This window comes from Hassallia byssoidea VB512170 (assembly GCF_000817785.2).
Classification (GTDB): Bacteria; Cyanobacteriota; Cyanobacteriia; order Cyanobacteriales; family Nostocaceae; genus Hassallia; species Hassallia carrinoi.
The window spans coordinates 64,366-81,013 of sequence record NZ_JTCM02000012.1 but is presented as its reverse complement, the minus strand read 5'-3'; the positions used below and the strand labels follow the sequence as shown (position 1 = coordinate 81,013).

General features: G+C 42.5%; 16 protein-coding genes. 7 read left to right on the top strand and 9 right to left on the bottom strand.

Annotation, left to right across the window (positions count from 1 at the left end):
* Nucleotides 1–9: 9 nt before the first annotated feature.
* From PI95_RS08800 to PI95_RS08770, 7 genes are all read right to left on the bottom strand, one after another.
* On the bottom strand, nucleotides 10–693 hold the full coding sequence (locus tag PI95_RS08800) for a DUF4142 domain-containing protein (RefSeq protein WP_236116989.1): 684 nt from the start codon (nucleotides 691–693) through the stop codon (nucleotides 10–12).
* A 166-nt stretch (nucleotides 694–859) separates the two neighbouring features.
* Complete coding sequence (locus PI95_RS08795) at nucleotides 860–1,663, bottom strand: SGNH/GDSL hydrolase family protein (RefSeq protein ID WP_236116988.1); 804 nt, start codon at nucleotides 1,661–1,663, stop codon at nucleotides 860–862.
* Nucleotides 1,664–2,764: 1,101 nt separating this feature from the next.
* Nucleotides 2,765–3,373: a cytochrome b/b6 domain-containing protein gene (locus PI95_RS08790; RefSeq protein WP_039747379.1), complete on the bottom strand. Its 609-nt coding sequence runs from the start codon at nucleotides 3,371–3,373 to the stop codon at nucleotides 2,765–2,767.
* Nucleotides 3,374–3,396: 23 nt separating this feature from the next.
* Nucleotides 3,397–4,095, bottom strand: coding sequence for a cytochrome c biogenesis protein CcdA (locus PI95_RS08785; protein ID WP_163518729.1), 699 nt, complete (start codon nucleotides 4,093–4,095; stop codon nucleotides 3,397–3,399).
* Between the two features lie 5 nt (nucleotides 4,096–4,100).
* Nucleotides 4,101–4,709, bottom strand: a complete 609-nt coding sequence (locus PI95_RS08780) for a thioredoxin family protein (RefSeq protein ID WP_039747380.1) — start codon at nucleotides 4,707–4,709, stop codon at nucleotides 4,101–4,103.
* Between the two features lie 147 nt (nucleotides 4,710–4,856).
* On the bottom strand, nucleotides 4,857–4,997 hold the full coding sequence (locus PI95_RS08775) for a hypothetical protein (protein WP_163518728.1): 141 nt from the start codon (nucleotides 4,995–4,997) through the stop codon (nucleotides 4,857–4,859).
* A gap of 243 nt (nucleotides 4,998–5,240) precedes the next feature.
* Nucleotides 5,241–5,540, bottom strand: a complete 300-nt coding sequence (locus PI95_RS08770) for a hypothetical protein (RefSeq protein ID WP_039747381.1) — start codon at nucleotides 5,538–5,540, stop codon at nucleotides 5,241–5,243.
* Nucleotides 5,541–5,625: 85 nt separating this feature from the next.
* Between PI95_RS08770 and PI95_RS08765 the strand changes: the two genes are divergently transcribed.
* From PI95_RS08765 to PI95_RS08735, 7 genes are all read left to right on the top strand, one after another.
* The gene (locus PI95_RS08765; RefSeq protein ID WP_039747382.1) at nucleotides 5,626–6,681 is read left to right on the top strand and encodes a permease; all 1,056 of its coding nucleotides are present in this window, start codon (nucleotides 5,626–5,628) and stop codon (nucleotides 6,679–6,681) included.
* A 101-nt stretch (nucleotides 6,682–6,782) separates the two neighbouring features.
* Nucleotides 6,783–7,553 (top strand): TIGR03943 family putative permease subunit, encoded by a 771-nt coding sequence (locus tag PI95_RS08760; protein ID WP_039747383.1) that lies wholly within the window; start codon nucleotides 6,783–6,785, stop codon nucleotides 7,551–7,553.
* Between the two features lie 224 nt (nucleotides 7,554–7,777).
* Entirely contained in the window at nucleotides 7,778–9,331 is a 1,554-nt protein-coding gene (locus tag PI95_RS08755) for a hypothetical protein (protein WP_039747384.1), read from the top strand.
* 342 nt (nucleotides 9,332–9,673) lie between these two features.
* Nucleotides 9,674–11,182, top strand: a complete 1,509-nt coding sequence (locus tag PI95_RS08750; RefSeq protein ID WP_039747385.1) for a hypothetical protein — start codon at nucleotides 9,674–9,676, stop codon at nucleotides 11,180–11,182.
* Nucleotides 11,183–11,300: 118 nt separating this feature from the next.
* Nucleotides 11,301–12,680 carry a class I SAM-dependent methyltransferase gene (locus tag PI95_RS08745; RefSeq protein ID WP_039747386.1) on the top strand — a complete coding sequence of 460 codons (1,380 nt, stop codon included), beginning with the start codon at nucleotides 11,301–11,303 and terminating at the stop codon, nucleotides 12,678–12,680.
* On the top strand, nucleotides 12,670–12,864 hold the full coding sequence (locus PI95_RS08740) for a hypothetical protein (RefSeq protein WP_039747387.1): 195 nt from the start codon (nucleotides 12,670–12,672) through the stop codon (nucleotides 12,862–12,864). Before PI95_RS08745 ends, PI95_RS08740 begins: the two co-directional genes overlap by 11 nt.
* Nucleotides 12,865–13,151: 287 nt before the next feature.
* Entirely contained in the window at nucleotides 13,152–14,042 is an 891-nt protein-coding gene (locus PI95_RS08735; RefSeq protein ID WP_039747389.1) for an NAD(P)-dependent oxidoreductase, read from the top strand.
* Here PI95_RS08735 and PI95_RS08730 read toward each other — a convergent pair.
* Both PI95_RS08730 and PI95_RS08725 read right to left on the bottom strand, forming a co-directional pair.
* Complete coding sequence (locus PI95_RS08730) at nucleotides 13,999–14,211, bottom strand: hypothetical protein (RefSeq protein ID WP_163518727.1); 213 nt, start codon at nucleotides 14,209–14,211, stop codon at nucleotides 13,999–14,001. The two genes, PI95_RS08735 and PI95_RS08730, sit on opposite strands and share 44 nt — an antisense overlap.
* A gap of 36 nt (nucleotides 14,212–14,247) precedes the next feature.
* A complete protein-coding gene (locus PI95_RS08725) occupies nucleotides 14,248–16,455 on the bottom strand; it encodes a tetratricopeptide repeat protein (RefSeq protein WP_039747390.1) in 2,208 nt (735 codons plus the stop codon).
* Between the last annotated feature and the right edge of the window lie 193 nt (nucleotides 16,456–16,648).

Genomic DNA, 16,648 nt, shown 5'->3' with positions numbered 1-16,648 from the left:
GCGTGCGATTTAACGAGTGGCTACCATTTTCTGAGCCATTTCCCGGTGTTGGGTAACTAGCGGTAAAATCTTGGTTGCAAATGCCTTTAACTGTGGATCTTCTCCCTGGTCGAGATATTTTTGATACTCAGCCTCAGTTTTGGTATGAGCTTCAACCTGTCCTTGCATGTAAGCTTGGTCAAACTGTGAACCACTTACTTTTTTCAAGCTTTCTAGCAAAGTTGTATTATCTGGACCAATAGTAGTTGGCAGAGCAACCTTTTTGGACTGCGCGATCGGCTTGAGTTCTCTGCTCGATTCGGTATGGTGTTTAATCATCATCTGGGCATAGTCTCTCACAGATTTGTTTCTAGACTTTTGCAGTGCTAGTTTACTTGTCTGGATTTCAGTCATGTCACTTTGCGCCGCTTTAGTGATAAATTCTGTGTCGAGATTAGTAGTTGAAGAAGTAGAATTTCTAGTAGGGGCAGACATAGTGCCGCCACCAGGAGTAGAATTTCTACTAGGATTAGACATCGAGCCGCCAGGAGAACTCATCTGGGCGATAACAGATTGCTTGGAAGTGTTGGAATTATGAGAATTTAAGTTTGCTTGTGCCAGTCCTGGTAAACTAATGAAGACACTAGCGCTAGCAACTCCTAAAAAGCCACCAACAATTTTTTGAATCGTTTTTGTCTGATTTTGCATTTTCATTGATATCTGTTTGAATCTTTGTCAAATGGTTATGGTTTAAAAACAAGCTTTTAGTTGCACCTAATAAAAGGGTAGATATTATAGTTGGTTATAACTTCTACCCCAAGATAGCCTGCCCTTCCATCTCTAGAGATACTTTGGATATATTGGATATCAATTGAGCGAACTAATTTTTCAGTGCTTTTAAAGCTGCTTCTGCCAATATCCGATGACCGGCAGTTGTTGGATGAATGCCATCCCAGAATAAAAACTTGTCTGGATTATCGCAGACAGCAACATTATTTAGACAAGCGTTGGTTACATTTGTGAAACCAAATTTGGCTGGCTCGGTAATTGCTTCGCGGTATAAAGAATTCGTGTCAAGTTCGATAATTTGGGTGTCATGACCTAACTTATCGTTCAGCACCTCAAAGGACTTAGCCAAACTTTGATTGTGAGCGATCGCGCTTTCACTAAGGCTATTAGAATTTGCTGTGTAACGTGTAGCTGGAAGCTTTCCTAAATCAGGTATATTAGCAACGAGAATTTTTTTAGCACCTGCTGTAGAGAGTAACTCAATTGCTCTAGATAAATTCTCGATTGGCATCGTTGAATTACTAGTACCATAAAGATAATCATTAGCACCAGCCCAGAGAACATAAAGCGCATTTGGATTTATATCCGGATGAGATGAAGTAAAATTATTAACTTGCGCTAACAATCCCGGTATTCCATTCATCCCGCTGCTTCCCGTCGTTGCACCACCAAAAGCAAAGTTAGTGCTTTGTTTGGGAGTTAACTTCAGCCCAGAGGCAAGATATTCTACCCAAACTAAACCATTAGAATAACGTCCTTGAAAATAGGGAGGACTAGAGGGATAGACACCTGCGGTAGCGCGGTATATATTGCCTGTATCCGAAAGGCTATCGCCAAAAATATAGAGTTGATTTATTTTCTCAACGCTGGAAAGTGAGGGTGCAAATGTAGTCATAATAAAAGAGAAAACAGCCAGAATTGCTAATAGAAGAATCTTTTTTCTCATCGATTTATTCGCAGCAAAAATTCCTGCTTTTGTAGCAGATAAGTTTTAATTATTCGCTGGTAAAAGCGATTATTATTGTTAAAAATAAATAATTTTGGCGAATTTTTATAGTTTAATAGTTAAGAGTTATAAATAAATCAAAAATTATGTTTACGGAAAGCTTCACACTTCTTTAATGTAACAAGCTGCAAACAGAACAATGGAAGGGCAACCGTAATTTAATGGTGTGATTTTACTACATTTGGTATATAAATGGTCTCTAACGCGATCGCCTAAGTTGAGTAAATATTAAGTAGGGTCCGGCTTAAAGCGGTGTGGATATTCCTCCCGCTTTATTGCCGTTGTGTTACGGCTATGCAAGGATTTAAGAGTTTGAGAGGCTAATTATTAGCCGTAACGCACCATCTTTCTCGGTGCGTTAAGCGTTGCTATAACGCACCCTACTTTATAAATAACCTCTAAGGCGATCGCCTAAGTTGAGTTTTGCCTACGCAGCGATATCTAGCAACAAATCGCTTTGCGTCTACACCAAACCAACTCCCCTGAAGCGGTCTGTTTCGTGACGGGAGCGGTCTTGCTCGTGACGGGAGCGGTCTTTCTCGTGCCGGGAGCGGTCTTGCTCGTGCCGGGAGCGGTCTTGCTCGTGACGGGAGCGGTCTTGCTCGTGACGGGAGCGGTCTTGCTCGTGACGGGAGCGGTCTTGCTCGTGCCGGGAGCGGTCTTCCTCGTGACGGGAGCGGTCTCTTTCGTGCCGGGAGCGGTCTTTCTCGTGACGGGAGCGGTCTTGCTCGTGACGGGAGCGGTCTGCCTCGTGACGGGAGCGGTCTGCCTTAAAACTTTTACAGCGGATTGCAAGTTAATAGAGTAGAAGTATTATGTGCGAAGCTGGTGATGAATAAAGGGTTCTGGAGCCGACTCCACCGATCGCACCCCCAAACACCAATACCCACAAGCGTAATAATCGTAGAGACGTGACAATGGAACGTCTCTACAATAAGATGTAAATCATCCGGGCGATCGCACATTATATATGTAGCAAAGAAAGCACTTTTACCAGAACATTGATTTAATCAATCGATAACCCCCCGCTTTCAACCCTAACCAGGAGTGGAAAATCACAAATATAACTACTATAGGGATGGTGAGAAAGTGAACTACTCGCAAAGCTTGCCAGCTACCCAGGATGCCAACTATCCAATGAAACTGAGCAGGTTTATACATGCCGATGCCGCTGAGTATAGCAAGCAAAAGAATCGGAATGATAACAGTGTACGCTAATCGATGCCAGACATAGATTCTGCGTTTTGGGTTTTGACTCGTTTGCAGTGCTTTCAAGTCATTAACACCAACAAAGCGACGCTTCCAACGTTGCGTAATAAAAATGTATAGTCCATACCAAAGTAAATTCAGCGCAAACAGCCACATAGCCGCAAAATGCCAGTGTCTACCTCCAGCTAACCATCCTCCTAGCAAAAACAGAGATGGAAACTGCCAACCCCCACGTCCACCAAAAACCGGGTTAGCATTATAAATCTGTAGACCACTGGTAATCATTAACAACAAAGCAATGATGTTGACCCAGTGAAATATCTTGGCTAAAAGAGCCTGATTTGGTTGTGGTTTAGGTCGTGATTTTTTGGAAGCAGTAGAGGCAGTCATAGTATTTTCTTTTTTAGTAGATTTTAAAGTGGTAAATTAGGAAAAAATGGAGCTAGCCAAAGTTGCACTTGTACGTCCCAACCTAAGAGAATAGCGATCGCGCTAACGGCGATTATGACTCCGCCGACTCTTTGCAAAATCATACTATGCGATCGCATCTTATAAAGCAGCTTTTGACTTAAACGACGACTTCCGTAAGCCAGTGCAATCATTGGTAATGCTGCCCCTATTCCATAGACAACAAGCAAAACAAAGGCATCTATAATCTGATGTTTAACCGCCGCCAAAACTAAAATACTTCCTAAAACAGGTCCAGCACAAGGCGTCCACAACAAGCCTAGTTGAGTTCCCAGCCAAAACTCTCCCTTTAATCCTATCTGCCCAGGCTTTCTGCTACTTTTACCTATTTTTATATAACTGAATAAACGGTAACTCCACTTAGGAAAAACTGCGAGAATCCCCATGAATAAAAGCAGGAAAATCGCTACATTTCTTAACCCACTAGCCAAGAAAGTCAACCAGCTTGCCGTCACTCCCAAAAGACTCCCGGCTACAGCAAATCCACTTACCAAGCCTGCAACCAAAGCCACCGGACCATACTTATGAGACTGAAGCGATCGACCCACTAATACTGGCAGAATAGGTAGAACACACGGCGACATTACAGTTAAAAATCCCCCCAGCAGTGCCAAACCCGCCGTAGATAAAGTAGAAATAGCCACATTCTTTATCCTAATAACTGACGGATTTTCTGCTCGGTTTTATCGTAAGCACCTTCCCCTATACGGTCATATTGCAGGAACCCCTGACGGTCTGCCAAAAATAGATGAGGCCAATATTCGTTGTTATAGGCTTTCCAAGTTTTATAATCGTTATCGATGGGAACCGGATAAGTAATTTTGTGTTGTTTTAATGCTCTTTTGACATTGTTTACATCCCGCTCGTATGCAAACTCAGGAGTATGAACTCCTATCACCTTGAGTCCAAGACTTGCATATTGTTCATGCCAACGAACAACATAAGGAATAGTCCGCTGACAATTGATGCACGCAAAAGTCCAAATGTGAATTAATACAACTTTACCTTTCAAGTCTTGAGTCGTTAAAGGAGCAGAATTGAGCCATTGACTTATGCCCTGAAATTCTGGTAAAGCCTTAGCTGATGAAGGTTCGGCAGCAACAACATTTGCCGGAGATAATTTGCTCGGATTATTATTTAAAGAAGTACTATCAGTTTTTTTAAAAGTTAAGTCAAGGATTGGTTTAGCACTTGCTAGCATAGCTCCAATTCCAAAATAATAAAGTAACTGGCGTCGTCGGAAAAGGTTATTATTCATTGTCAATTTGATAAAATTGAGAGTGTACTATTCATGAAGAGGGGTAAACGGGAAATGTTAACCAATATTTCATCCCAAAGGATTTTGGGAAATTTCATATATGTGTTTTTTACTGATGTATTTGTCACTTAATATAAAACTGATTTCTCAGCTTAATATTAAAAATACATGATAAATTTCCTGAGAAAATGCTGAGAAATAATTTTTGACATTAGCTGCACGCATCGGTTCAATTCTGGTGCATCGATGAGAATAGCCGACACCCGCACCTGGTAAGGCTATGGTCACAACGGTTGCCTGGTGCTGCCGGAAATTATTTGACTAATTCTTAATTTTTACTTTATAATTTTGAATTCACTTTTTAGGGTGATTGATGCAAACAATTTTGACAAGTGGTGGCGATCGCATAGAGCAAAAAATCGCGCTTGTGTTTAAAAACTGTGAATTTTTGATGAAAATACGTTTAAGTTAACACTCAATCTAGCCAAATTACTGTAAGTGTTTAAACATGCATTATAAAAAATGATGCTTTTAGGTAGTTACGCCTAGAATGGGAACCATTTTGAAACTCAAGCAATCTAGCACAACTGTAACCCGGTAAATAAACTGACTTAGGTAATGGGGCATTGGGCATTGGGAATTGGGCATTGGGAATTGGTAATTGGTAATTGGGCAAGAAAGAGGGGTAAAGGGCAAAGGGTAAAGGGTAAAGGGCAAGAAAGAAGAAATATTTTCCCCTTTCCCCCTTTCCTTTTCCCCCTCTTCAAATTCCCATTCCCCATTCCCCATTCCCCATTCCCCATTCCCCATTCCCCATTCCCCATTCCCCATTCCCCATTCCCCATTTTGATCCGGATTTCGATAAAATGACTGGGGATCACCAGTTCAACTCACACCGCTTTGATCGGCGACACACATGAATCAACTGAACAATGGTTTTACCCTATTTCTTAGTCTGCTAGTAGAGGCGATACCGTTTTTACTGCTAGGGGTATTGTTCTCCAGTTTGCTGTTATTGTTTGTCGATGAGCGCACTCTTGTGGCGGCAATGCCAAAAAATCCGCTGCTGGGTGCGTTTGCCGGGAGTTTGATCGGCTTTTTGTTTCCGGTGTGTGAGTGCGGCAACGTGCCGGTAGCGCGGCGATTGCTGATGCAAGGAGTACCTACACCCGTGGCAATTGGTTTTTTGCTGGCAGCACCAACTGTAAACCCGATTGTGATTTGGGCAACTTGGACAGCGTTTCGAGATCAACCAGAAATAGTAGTCTTACGAGTGGTGTTTTCGCTATTAATTGCCACGATAATCGGGTTTGTCTTTAGTTTTCAAAAGGATTTGAGTCCGATTTTGCAACCTGCGATCGCTCGTTATCTGAAGTTTAACCCACCACGCAAACCAGAACCCAAACGGCGAACTCATCGTTTTCAGCAAGCAAAAGAAGGAACTTCCTCTGGTTTATTACAGTCAGGGACTTATTTTTTAGGAGGAAAAGCCGGTTCAAGCATTAAGATAGATAGTAATTTAATGCAGACGACTGAGCCAACTTCTAGCCCCACCAAACCGCTAAAAGATAAACTGCGGCTATTGCTAGATAATACCGTCCAAGAATTGCGAGAATTAGGCGCAGTCATGGTTATCGGCAGTGCGATCGCCGCAGCAATTCAAGTGTTAGCCCCCCGTGACTTAATACTCAGTCTGGGTGCGGGTCCGGTTAGCTCGATCGCTACCATGCTGATATTAGCCGCTGTTGTATCAATTTGTTCCACAGTCGATTCATTCTTTGCCCTGTCTTTTGCCTCCACATTTACTAGTGGTTCTTTATTAGCATTCCTCGTATATGGTCCGATGATTGACATTAAAGGCGTTGGTTTGATGTTGACAATTTTCAAGCCACGAACTGTATTTTACTTATTTGGCTTGGCAGGACTATTGACATTTGTACTTACACTTTTCATCAACTTGCACGTAATTTAATAAATTAATTTATAGTCAAGAGTCAATAGTCCAGAGTCCAAAGTAACTCATATTGACTCTTGACTCTTGACCCTTGACTCTTGACTCTTGACTCTTGACCAATGACCACCCCAAATCGAAAACCTAAAAAACCAAATTTGTTACTTCCTTGGCTGGATGTTATCGCAATTGCAGCTTGGGGAGTTTTATTGTTGAAATACTGGCTGACTGGCAAGCTAAATTTGTTAATTCATCCGAATTATTTTTGGTTAGCGATCGCCAGCGGTATCAGCTTGCTAATTGTCGCTTTTTTCAGAGCGCAAGAATTGTGGCGACGACGACGGCGTGATATTATACCCAGTGCCGAGCATGTAAATTTATTTCCCCCTGGTTGGGGTAGTGCTTTGGTATTAACAGCAGCAATTCTCGGATTAATTTTTACACCGCGAGTCTTTGCCAGTGACAAAGCACTGCAAAGAGATGTTACTGATTTCTTGGGAACAGCCCGCATCAAACCCCAAGCATTTCGTGCTTCCACTCCTCCAGAGAAGCGATCGCTTGTAGACTGGGTACGCGAACTTAATGTTTATCCAGAACCAGATAGATATTCAGGACAAAAAGCCAAAGTGCAAGGATTTGTAATTCACCCGCCAAACTTACAAAAAGACTATTTATTCTTAGGTAAATTTGTTCTGACTTGTTGTGCCGCAGACGCTTATCCTGTTGGATTACCCGTCAAATTAACTCCAAATAGCGAACAATACACACCTGATACCTGGCTAGAAGTAGAAGGACAAATGGCAACAGAAACACTATCCGGCAAACGCCAACTCACCATCGCTGCCAGTTCCATTAAAAAAATTCCCCAACCAAAAGATCCATATAGTTATTAGTTATTTGTTGGTGGTTAGTTGTTAGTTGTTAGTGGTTAGTTGTGAATTGTTAGTTGTTAGTGGTTAGTTGTGAGTTGTGAGTTGTTAGTTGCTAATTACTATCCAAATTCCACTATCCACTATCTACTATCCACTATCTACTATCTACTATCTACTAACAACTATCCATTATCTACTATCTACTAACAACTATCTACTAACAACTATCCACTATCCACTATCCAATGACCAATTTTAAAGCCTCTATCCAACCGCTAGATCGTGCGGCGACTTTTATTATGCTCCTACTCTGTTTCGTGATAGGAGTAATGATATTGCAAGGTGACGTGGTAACATCTCGCGTGCGAGACTTTACCTGGCAACATCAAGAAAGTGAGACAAAAGATTTATCCATAACTAATTCCAATTGGGAGAATCAAAAAATTGGGGCAGAATATAACCGTTTTGCCCTTTCTTTTAGTCGCCCAATGGACACAAAAAGCGTTGAGCAAAACTTGAAAATTGACCCTCCCCTAGCAGGTAAATTTAGTTGGGCAGGGCGGAAAATGTTTTATACGCTTTTGACACCAGCGCCTTATGGTACAACTTATAAAGTGCAGTTACAAGGTGCAAAAGATAAGTTTGCGGAAAAAGAACGAACAAAACGGACGAACGCACCTTTTGTAGGTAACTTTCGCACACGCGATCGCATTATGCTTTATATAGGTGCAGACAAAGAAGAAAAGGGACGATTAGTTCTTTATAATTTGACTCAAGACCAAAACAAAATACTGACTCCCAAAGATTTGCTAGTGATGGACTATAAGCCATTTCCATCAGGAGACAAAATTATATTTTCTGCTCGCACATCATCAAGTCAAGACTTACTTTCGGCGCAGTTATATACAGTAACCACAGGCATCTCTTTACAACCGGAAAAACAAGCTGAACCAGCAGGTAAAGTAGACCTAATATTAGATAATAAAGACTTTCAAAACTTAAAATTTGACATATCTCAGGATGGACAAACAATTGCCATTCAGCGAGGAAATAGAGCAAGTCCTGGTGACTTTGGGCTGTGGTTTATGCCAGCAAACACTAAACCAGGAGAAAAACCAAACCTGAAGCGCGTGCAAAGTCCGCCAGGGGGAGATTTTACAATTACCCCAGATAGTCAATCTGTAGCAGTTGCCCAAGGAGAGGGAACAGCGATTTTACCTTTAAAAACAGATGGTAGTAAACCCCTAGCTTTTTTCCCGCAATTTGGCTTGGTGCAAGCTTTTTCTAAAGACGGTTCTCAAGCGGCAATGGTCAAGTTTAATACAGATTACACGCGAGATTTGTTTTTAGTCACAAATCAAGGTGTCAACAAACTGCTGTTAAAAACTACAGGTTCAATTGTTCAGTGTCAGTTTGATACTGCCTCACCCACTTTATATTGCTTGGTAACACAGCTATTACAAGGAGGAGAAGTATATCAAGAACAGCCATATTTAGTTGCAATTGACATAAAAACGGGGCAACAGAAACCACTGTTCGTGTTACCCCCCGATCAACGAAATGTCGAAATGAGTTTAGCACCGGATGGTTTAGGATTGTTATTTGACCAAGTAGTGCCTCAAGATCCGAACACTCCCCCATCACCGGGAAACACTTTGAGAAGCGATGACGGAGAAGCGATCGCCACTAGTAGTTTATGGTTAATGCCTCTGTTACCCATCACCGATGCCGGAACAACTACCGAAATCAAGCCAGAACAACTTCCCTTAATTGGATTTCACCCCAGCTGGCTACCCTGACGTACAGACGTTCCACCGGAACGTCTCTACAATATGTAACAAGGAACGTCTCTACTTAAATATTCACAAATAATAGGATTTTGTTTAATTGCCCCACTGAACAGGTATCCTGCCTATCTTTACAAGCTGCAATTATTAATAATTTCCCATCTCTAATTCAAAATGTTATAACGTCATCAGCGCCCTCATACGGGAAAATAAATAACACGGATTCATAACAAATGACTCGTATTTGAAACAGATGCACTTGTCTTCTAAAGTAAACTTGGATCAGACAGTATACATGAGTAATTATACTGTGTTAGTGCTGAACAGTTTGAAGCTGCTGGGTGGTGGAGAGTAATGAATCAAGCGGACAACATAGATAACGGGACTTTTATTGAACCAGAAAATTTGACAAATTCGCCACAATCAGATCCGGGGAATTGTCCCTTTTATTCAGTTTTGCCCAATAACAACATGGCAATGATGAAATTGCCACTTTTGATGCCAGCAGAAGACAAGTTACCCGAAGCCCAAGCTAGTAGTGCGTCGGAGTCGAGAATACCCGCTCCCTCGCAAGATTGGGTAGCAGAACCTGACAGCGAAAAACAAGCGCTAATTGATGACGAATTCAAGAAGCTGCTGGAATTGAATGAAGAATTGCGTTCCGCTAACACCAACTTGTACGAACAAGTGGAGGTGTTAAAAGCTGACTTATCTGAGTCAGAAAAAGCATTGCAGTGGCAGAAAAAGCGCTCAAGCGTTGCCGAATCGATGCTTGGGCAACAAACTCAGGAATTAGCCGCAGCAGGTGAGCAAATAAAGTCTTTATTCCAACAGTTAGAAACTGCCGTCCAAACTGTTCAACGTCAGGAAAGTTTAATCGAAAATTATAAATCACAGCTAGAAATTAGCCAACAACGGCTTGCCCAGTTAGAGCGGGAATGTGCCAAAATTCAAACTAGCTACAACGAACAGTCTCACCAGATATTACAATCAGAAACTACTTGTCGAGAGTTACGCAGTCGGTTAATGCGACAACAGCGGCAGACTCTGCAATTTAAAGCAGCTTTGGAAAAGTGTCTGGAAAGCCCTGTCCCCAGCTATAATTCTTTAGATGATAGCGCCAATAAGTCAGACGACATCAACTGCCAACCAAGAAACTCTAAACAAGCTTCGTCTTCATTTTCTAACGCCGAGCCGATTAAACCTTGGTCGGCACAGATAGATTCTTTGACTAACGAGCTAAATTATCCGTCGGGAGAATCTTTATTATCACGCCCACCAGACACAAGCGATCGCTCTGATTCTACTTCATCTACCTGGGAATTCTCAACTTCACAACCAGCAACCATCGACGCTTACACCGAAAAAGAATCGCACTCAATTGATGATGAACCAATCGCACCCCACGCCACACCTTCATCAAATAATATAGACGAGCAGCTGGATGATGTCATCCAAATGTTTTTCGCGGCAAAACCAGATGATAAAAAAGATACAGAAAAAAGTCAGCCGATTCCGCCGATATGGTCAGCGATCGCCACACCAATTTCAAACGATGAAAAAACAATAAATCCCCAAGATGCCTTTGGAGAAAGACATTCTCCGCTTCGGGATGCATCACCCATGTCATCCAATTTACCCTTCACCGAAACGACGGCTGAAGAATCAGAAGATTACTGGTCACAAGGTACACCATTGAAGCCGTTAGAATTACAGGGAAATAATTTTTCCCAAGAACCATTGACAGATTACACCGCTGATACCAACTCCCCCTCACCGGTAGTTTATCCCCAGCGTCCACCCAAAAAGCGAAAGTCATTAGCATCTGTTGAACTCCCGAATTTTCGTCCCCATAAAAAGTAGTTATTAAGTAGTGAGCGATTTATCGCTCAATTTCAAAGGCTTCAGCCCTAATGCGCGAACTTTCACAACCTATCAAAATTAATGATATAAACTACTAATCCCCAGTCGCCCTTCCAGTATGGATTCTAATCCAGCGTTGTGTGAAATCATCAGCTCGCGTATTGCCTCAAGTCCCCACCGGCGAATTAGTTTTGCCGAATATATGGACATAGCGCTGTATCATCCAGAACACGGCTATTATTCCACCAAAGCAGTCAACCTGGGAAAACAAGGTGATTTTTTCACCTCCGTTCACCTTGGTGGTGACTTTGGCGAGTTGCTAGCTGAACAATTTGTTCAGATGTGGGAAATTTTAGGGCAACCAAAACCATTTACTCTAGTAGAAATGGGAGCAGGTCAAGGATTATTAGCAGCAGATATTCTTAACTATTTACAACAGCAATACCTTGACCCTTCGGGTCAGCAAGTTTCCCACCCTTCGCACGCGCCAAGACGGGAACTTGCTGACTTTTTTGCCTCATTAGAGTACGTGATTGTAGAGAAGTCTCTCGCCTTAAGACAAGAACAACAGCAACGCTTGCAAGATTTTCCTTTACGCTGGTGCAATTTAGAGGATATACCGCCATTATCAATCACTGGCTGCTTTTTTTCTAACGAATTAGTGGATGCCTTGCCAGTGCATCAGTTTACCTTAGAAGCAGGGCAACTGCGAGAAATTTATGTAACAAGGCGGGGAGAGGGGGAGAGGGGGGGAGTGGAGGAGTGGGAGACAAGGGGACAAAGAGGACAAGGAGGACAAGGAGGACAAGGTGGACGACTTGGGGGAATTTCTTTTTCATCTCCCTCATCCCCCTTGTCTCCCTCATCCCCCTTGTCTCCCCCATCCCCCTCATCCCCCACTTCCCCATTTGTCGAGGTAATTGGCGAACTTTCATCTGAGAAAATAGCTGAATATTTTGATTTATTAGGAATAGATTTTGCTCAAAGTGGTTATGCAGATGGCTACCGTAGTGAAATTAATTTAGCGGCTGTAGACTGGCTGAGTATAGTGGCAGACCGATTGAAGCGCGGGTATCTGTTAACAATAGATTATGGCTATCCTGCCAATCGTTACTATAACCCCAGGCGATCGCAAGGAACTTTACAGTGTTACTATCAGCATCGACACCATAACAACCCTTATATAAACATTGGACGACAAGACATCACGGCTCATGTTGATTTTACCGCTTTGGAAAAATCAGGCGATCGCTCTGGTTTGCAAAAAGTCGGTTTTACCCAGCAGGGATTGTTTTTGATGGCATTGGGGTTAGGTTTACGCATCGCTAACCTCTCTCATCAACAGCAACCTATTTCTCAGATGCTGCAACGACGCGATGCACTACACCAGCTTTTAGATCCTATGGGATTGGGTGGCTTTGGTGTCTTAGTTCAAAGCAAAGGACTCAAAGAAGCAGAAATTTCTCAACCATTGAAGGGACTGGGGAATGGGGACTAGGGACTGGGGGGACAAGGGAGACAAGGAGGACAAGGAGGACAAGGAGGACAAGGAGGACAAGGAGGACAAGGGAGACAAGGGGGACAAGGAAGACAAGGGGGATAAATGCCCAATGCCCAATGCCCCATGCCCATTGCCCAATGCCCAATTCCCTAATAAATCTAAAAAGTTAAAACTATATTAATACAGCCTTTTGGATAGATAGTCTACCATAACAGTGATTGCAGTTAAGACAAAAACATTCAACAAGTAAAAATTATGTCTACTCATGATTTGTTAATGCTAGTGACACTACTTACCCCCGGTATTTTACTTTCAGTTTTGATTATGGCTACTTTTGCTGCTGGTGGCTAATCATCTTAACTGAAGCTTGAGTATCTTCAAGCTTATCGGGAAATCAGCTAATAGCTAATAGCTATTAGCTTTCGGTTTTATTGAAAAGCGATCGCGTGTGCGAAAGGAAGAATAATAATGAAGGTGGCATTTCTGGGAACTGGATTAATGGGGCTACCTATGGCTCAAAGGTTATTAGCAGCAAATATACAGCTAATCGCCTACAACCGCAGCCCAGAAAAATTAGCACCATTACAAGCAGCTGGGGCTGAAATTGCAACACATCCCCGCCACGCAATTCGCGCTGCTGATTGTGTAATTCTCATGCTCACCAATGCGGGAGCAATTTATAGTGTACTGCTTTCAGATACTTCTTGGCGAACTCTGGCTGGGCGCACCGTCATTCAAATGGGGACAATTACTCCTTCTGAAAGCAAAGAAATTAGAGATTCAGTAGTTAACGCAGGCGGAGAGTATTTAGAAGCACCCGTTTTAGGTAGCATTCCCGAAGCAACAGATGGCAAACTGATTGTCATGGTAGGCGCTTACCGCGAACAATATCAACGCTATTTACAGTTATTACAACATTTTGGTTCAGAACCTATACATGTAGGTTCGGTGGGAACCGCTTCTGCACTCAAATTAGCGCTAAATCAACTAATTGCTTCTTTAACTACCAGCTTTGCTGTGAGTCTCGGTTTCGTTCAGCGTTACGGTGTCGATGTGGACTTGTTTATGCAAATACTGCGAGACAGTTCGCTTTACGCGCCAACATTTGACAAAAAGCTGCAACGGATGCTAGATGGCAATTATGCCAATCCCAATTTTCCGACAAAACACTTGCTCAAAGACACAGATTTATTTATCGATGAAGCAAAATCAGTCGGTTTGAATGTCAGCAGTATCGAAGGTGTGCGGGAAATTTTGCAAATGGCGATGAAAATGTCATTAGCTACTGCTGATTATTCATCACTATTTTCTGCTATCAATTCAGATAGTAATGAAGAATGGGAAACTGGTAGTGGGTAATGGGGAATGGGGAATTGGTAATGGGTAATGGGGCATGGGGCATGGGGCATGGGGCATAGGGCATGGGTAATGGGGCATGGGTAATGGGTAGTGGGTAATGGGGATTTGAAGAGGGTAAAGGGGAAAAGCCTATTGCCCAATGCCCTTTTTCCCAATTACCAATTACCAATTACCAATTACCAATTACCAATTACCCATTACCAATTTACAACTTTGATAAAATTTCTGGCAACAACTGACCTGGAACTTTAGATAAGGCAAGATTTTGTCCTTGTATTCCTAATTCATTGTGGAATGCGCGAACTGTTTTCACCACATAATTGAAAGTTGTTTGATAAGCTTCTGGTTGTTTGCTAAAACCATTTAAAGCTTGCAAATGATTATCTAAAGCGGCTTCTAAGTGTTGAGAACGAATTGCTTTATCGTCAGTAAAATACTGGTCTATTGCTAGTTGATAATGTGCTAGTCCTAAGTTATTGTGAGTAGCAAAGATATCAAAACTTAGAGGTACACCATTCAGTGAATGAGCAAGCGCAAGGGCTTCTTCGTATGCGGTGATGCAAAGTTTAAGAAACTTGTGCCGCGCGTCTCTTGTTGTTTGAGATAGATTTGCCAAATGCCAATAAGCGGTACCAAGATTATTTTGGGTAGCGGCTGCTGCTGTGGGAACGTTAGCAGGTGTACGATATTTTAAAGCTTCGTTGTAGGCAGCGATCGCCTGTTGTAAATTTTCTGCCGGATTTTCATATTGTGCCAGATTCCAGTTAGCAGTGCCGATGTTATTTTGAATCATCCCATATTTGAGCGGTTCGTTGTCGCTGCTGTAAAGAGCTAACGCTTCGTTGTAAGATGCGATCGCCTTCTTCAAATGCACCACCGGTTGATTATATTGTGCCAAATGCCAATAAGCAGTACCTAAATTATTCTGACAAGCAGCATACTTCAACGGCTCCATTTCCGCTGTACGATAGCGCAAAGCCTCACTGTAAGCTGAAACCGCTTGCAACCAGCTTTCTGAGGGATTAGAAAAACGAGCTAAATCACCATAAGCTGTCCCCAAATTATTTTGCACCCGTGCATAAGTATCCGGGTGTGTTTGGGGCGCAATCATGTTTAAAGCTAACTGATAAAATTTAATTCCCTGTTCTATATAAGCTTGTCCCTCCTCAGAATTGGGAGGTGTGCGGTACAGCATCCAGTAAAGTGTACCTAAGTCATTTAAAATATCTGGTACTTGGGGTGAGGTTTCGTCATGAGTAATAGCCTCCTGATAAGCAACAATTGCTACCATCAAGTTTTCTAACGTTGACTGTCCTTGCTCAATGCGAATCCGATATAAATTTCCTAAGCGATGATAAGCTGCTGCTAGTTCCTCATTCGCTTCTGGTCGTGAGTGTAACTCCTCAATTTCCAAAAGCATTTGCTGAGGTTGCAAACTATCATCTTCTTCAGCAATTTCATTATTAATTGTTGCCAGTACTAACTCGCTTAACTCTTTGCTAACATGAGGCAAACTCGGCGGCAATGAAATATCACTTTGGCTGGATGTATCTGTCTCTTCCTTTGGTGTCGCAGCAATGAATAATTCCGATTTTGGTTGAGGAACTTCTGGCGGTTTATGTCCGCGACTAACTGGGGTTTCTGTCTGAAAATCGAAATCTTCCGGGAAATTTAAATTATTGTCAGCTGCTTGTGCGATTTCTCTTTGCGTAACTGATTCTTCAACAATCGCATCCTCAAAACTGACTAAATCCAAACTTCTCGAACTGGATAAACGTTCTGGAGAAGTTTGATTTTGCGTCGTCGGGGTGGGTTCGCCGGCAAACATAAATACACCAGTACGACAACGCCAAAATTGCGGTGCTGACTGCTGGATAGCGTGTAACCAAGGACGCGGTACCCACAATAACAAACTCGATTCTAAGAATCGATTCGATTCTTGGAGAGATAAATGCTGCTCGGTTAAGCGCAGATAATGTAAAAATAAACGTTGTACTGCTACTGGTTGTCTGGTTAACTGCTCTACTCCGACAATTTGAAATGCCGGAATTGGCAAAGATCGTCCAGGTGAGTCTTTTGATGCTCCAACAATTGGCGGTGGATAATTAGTTAACCATTGATTTATCTGCGCGATCGGATTGGGGTCGCTCAAATTCAACCGCAATGTCACTAATCGCGGATAAGCTGGTGTGCTGCTTTCTTGCCAATCTGTTGGCTGATATAGCACTTGTCCAACCGGATAAGCCAAAGTTGAATGCAAACGAGCTGCAACCTGATTTCTCAGGTTTAAATCATCACATACCGCCAAAAAGATTTGTCGTCGCAAGCGAAGACTAAGGGCAAGTTTCAGACGGTGATATACTTGCCGATTCCAGGCTGAATTATTGGTGTGTGCAGTATCATTCACGCTCATCGAGGCGTCATAGCCAAAACACAGTTTACATCACAGACAGTTCCTTGCGGCAAAGACCGTTTTTAGCACTGTCCACTCCTTACGGGGTGGAGTCTATGCAAGCAGCCTAAAAGTCTAGCTATGACTATGATTTTCAAGCGGTTGTGACTCTGTTCAGGATAAATCGGGAACTAGGAATTAGGGACGCTTGGAT

Coding starts and splice junctions, on each gene's coding strand:
- PI95_RS08800 (WP_236116989.1), bottom strand. CDS start 693: ATGAAAATGCAAAATCAGACAAAAACGATTCAAAAAATTGTTGGTGGC.
- PI95_RS08790 (WP_039747379.1), bottom strand. CDS start 3,373: ATGACTGCCTCTACTGCTTCCAAAAAATCACGACCTAAACCACAACCA.
- PI95_RS08735 (WP_039747389.1), top strand. CDS start 13,152: ATGAAGGTGGCATTTCTGGGAACTGGATTAATGGGGCTACCTATGGCT.
- PI95_RS08745 (WP_039747386.1), top strand. CDS start 11,301: ATGGATTCTAATCCAGCGTTGTGTGAAATCATCAGCTCGCGTATTGCC.
- PI95_RS08725 (WP_039747390.1), bottom strand. CDS start 16,455: ATGAGCGTGAATGATACTGCACACACCAATAATTCAGCCTGGAATCGG.
- PI95_RS08770 (WP_039747381.1), bottom strand. CDS start 5,540: ATGGGGAATGGGGAATGGGGAATGGGGAATGGGGAATGGGGAATGGGG.
- PI95_RS08795 (WP_236116988.1), bottom strand. CDS start 1,663: ATGACTACATTTGCACCCTCACTTTCCAGCGTTGAGAAAATAAATCAA.
- PI95_RS08765 (WP_039747382.1), top strand. CDS start 5,626: ATGAATCAACTGAACAATGGTTTTACCCTATTTCTTAGTCTGCTAGTA.
- PI95_RS08750 (WP_039747385.1), top strand. CDS start 9,674: ATGAATCAAGCGGACAACATAGATAACGGGACTTTTATTGAACCAGAA.
- PI95_RS08760 (WP_039747383.1), top strand. CDS start 6,783: ATGACCACCCCAAATCGAAAACCTAAAAAACCAAATTTGTTACTTCCT.
- PI95_RS08740 (WP_039747387.1), top strand. CDS start 12,670: ATGGGGACTAGGGACTGGGGGGACAAGGGAGACAAGGAGGACAAGGAG.
- PI95_RS08780 (WP_039747380.1), bottom strand. CDS start 4,709: ATGAATAATAACCTTTTCCGACGACGCCAGTTACTTTATTATTTTGGA.
- PI95_RS08755 (WP_039747384.1), top strand. CDS start 7,778: ATGACCAATTTTAAAGCCTCTATCCAACCGCTAGATCGTGCGGCGACT.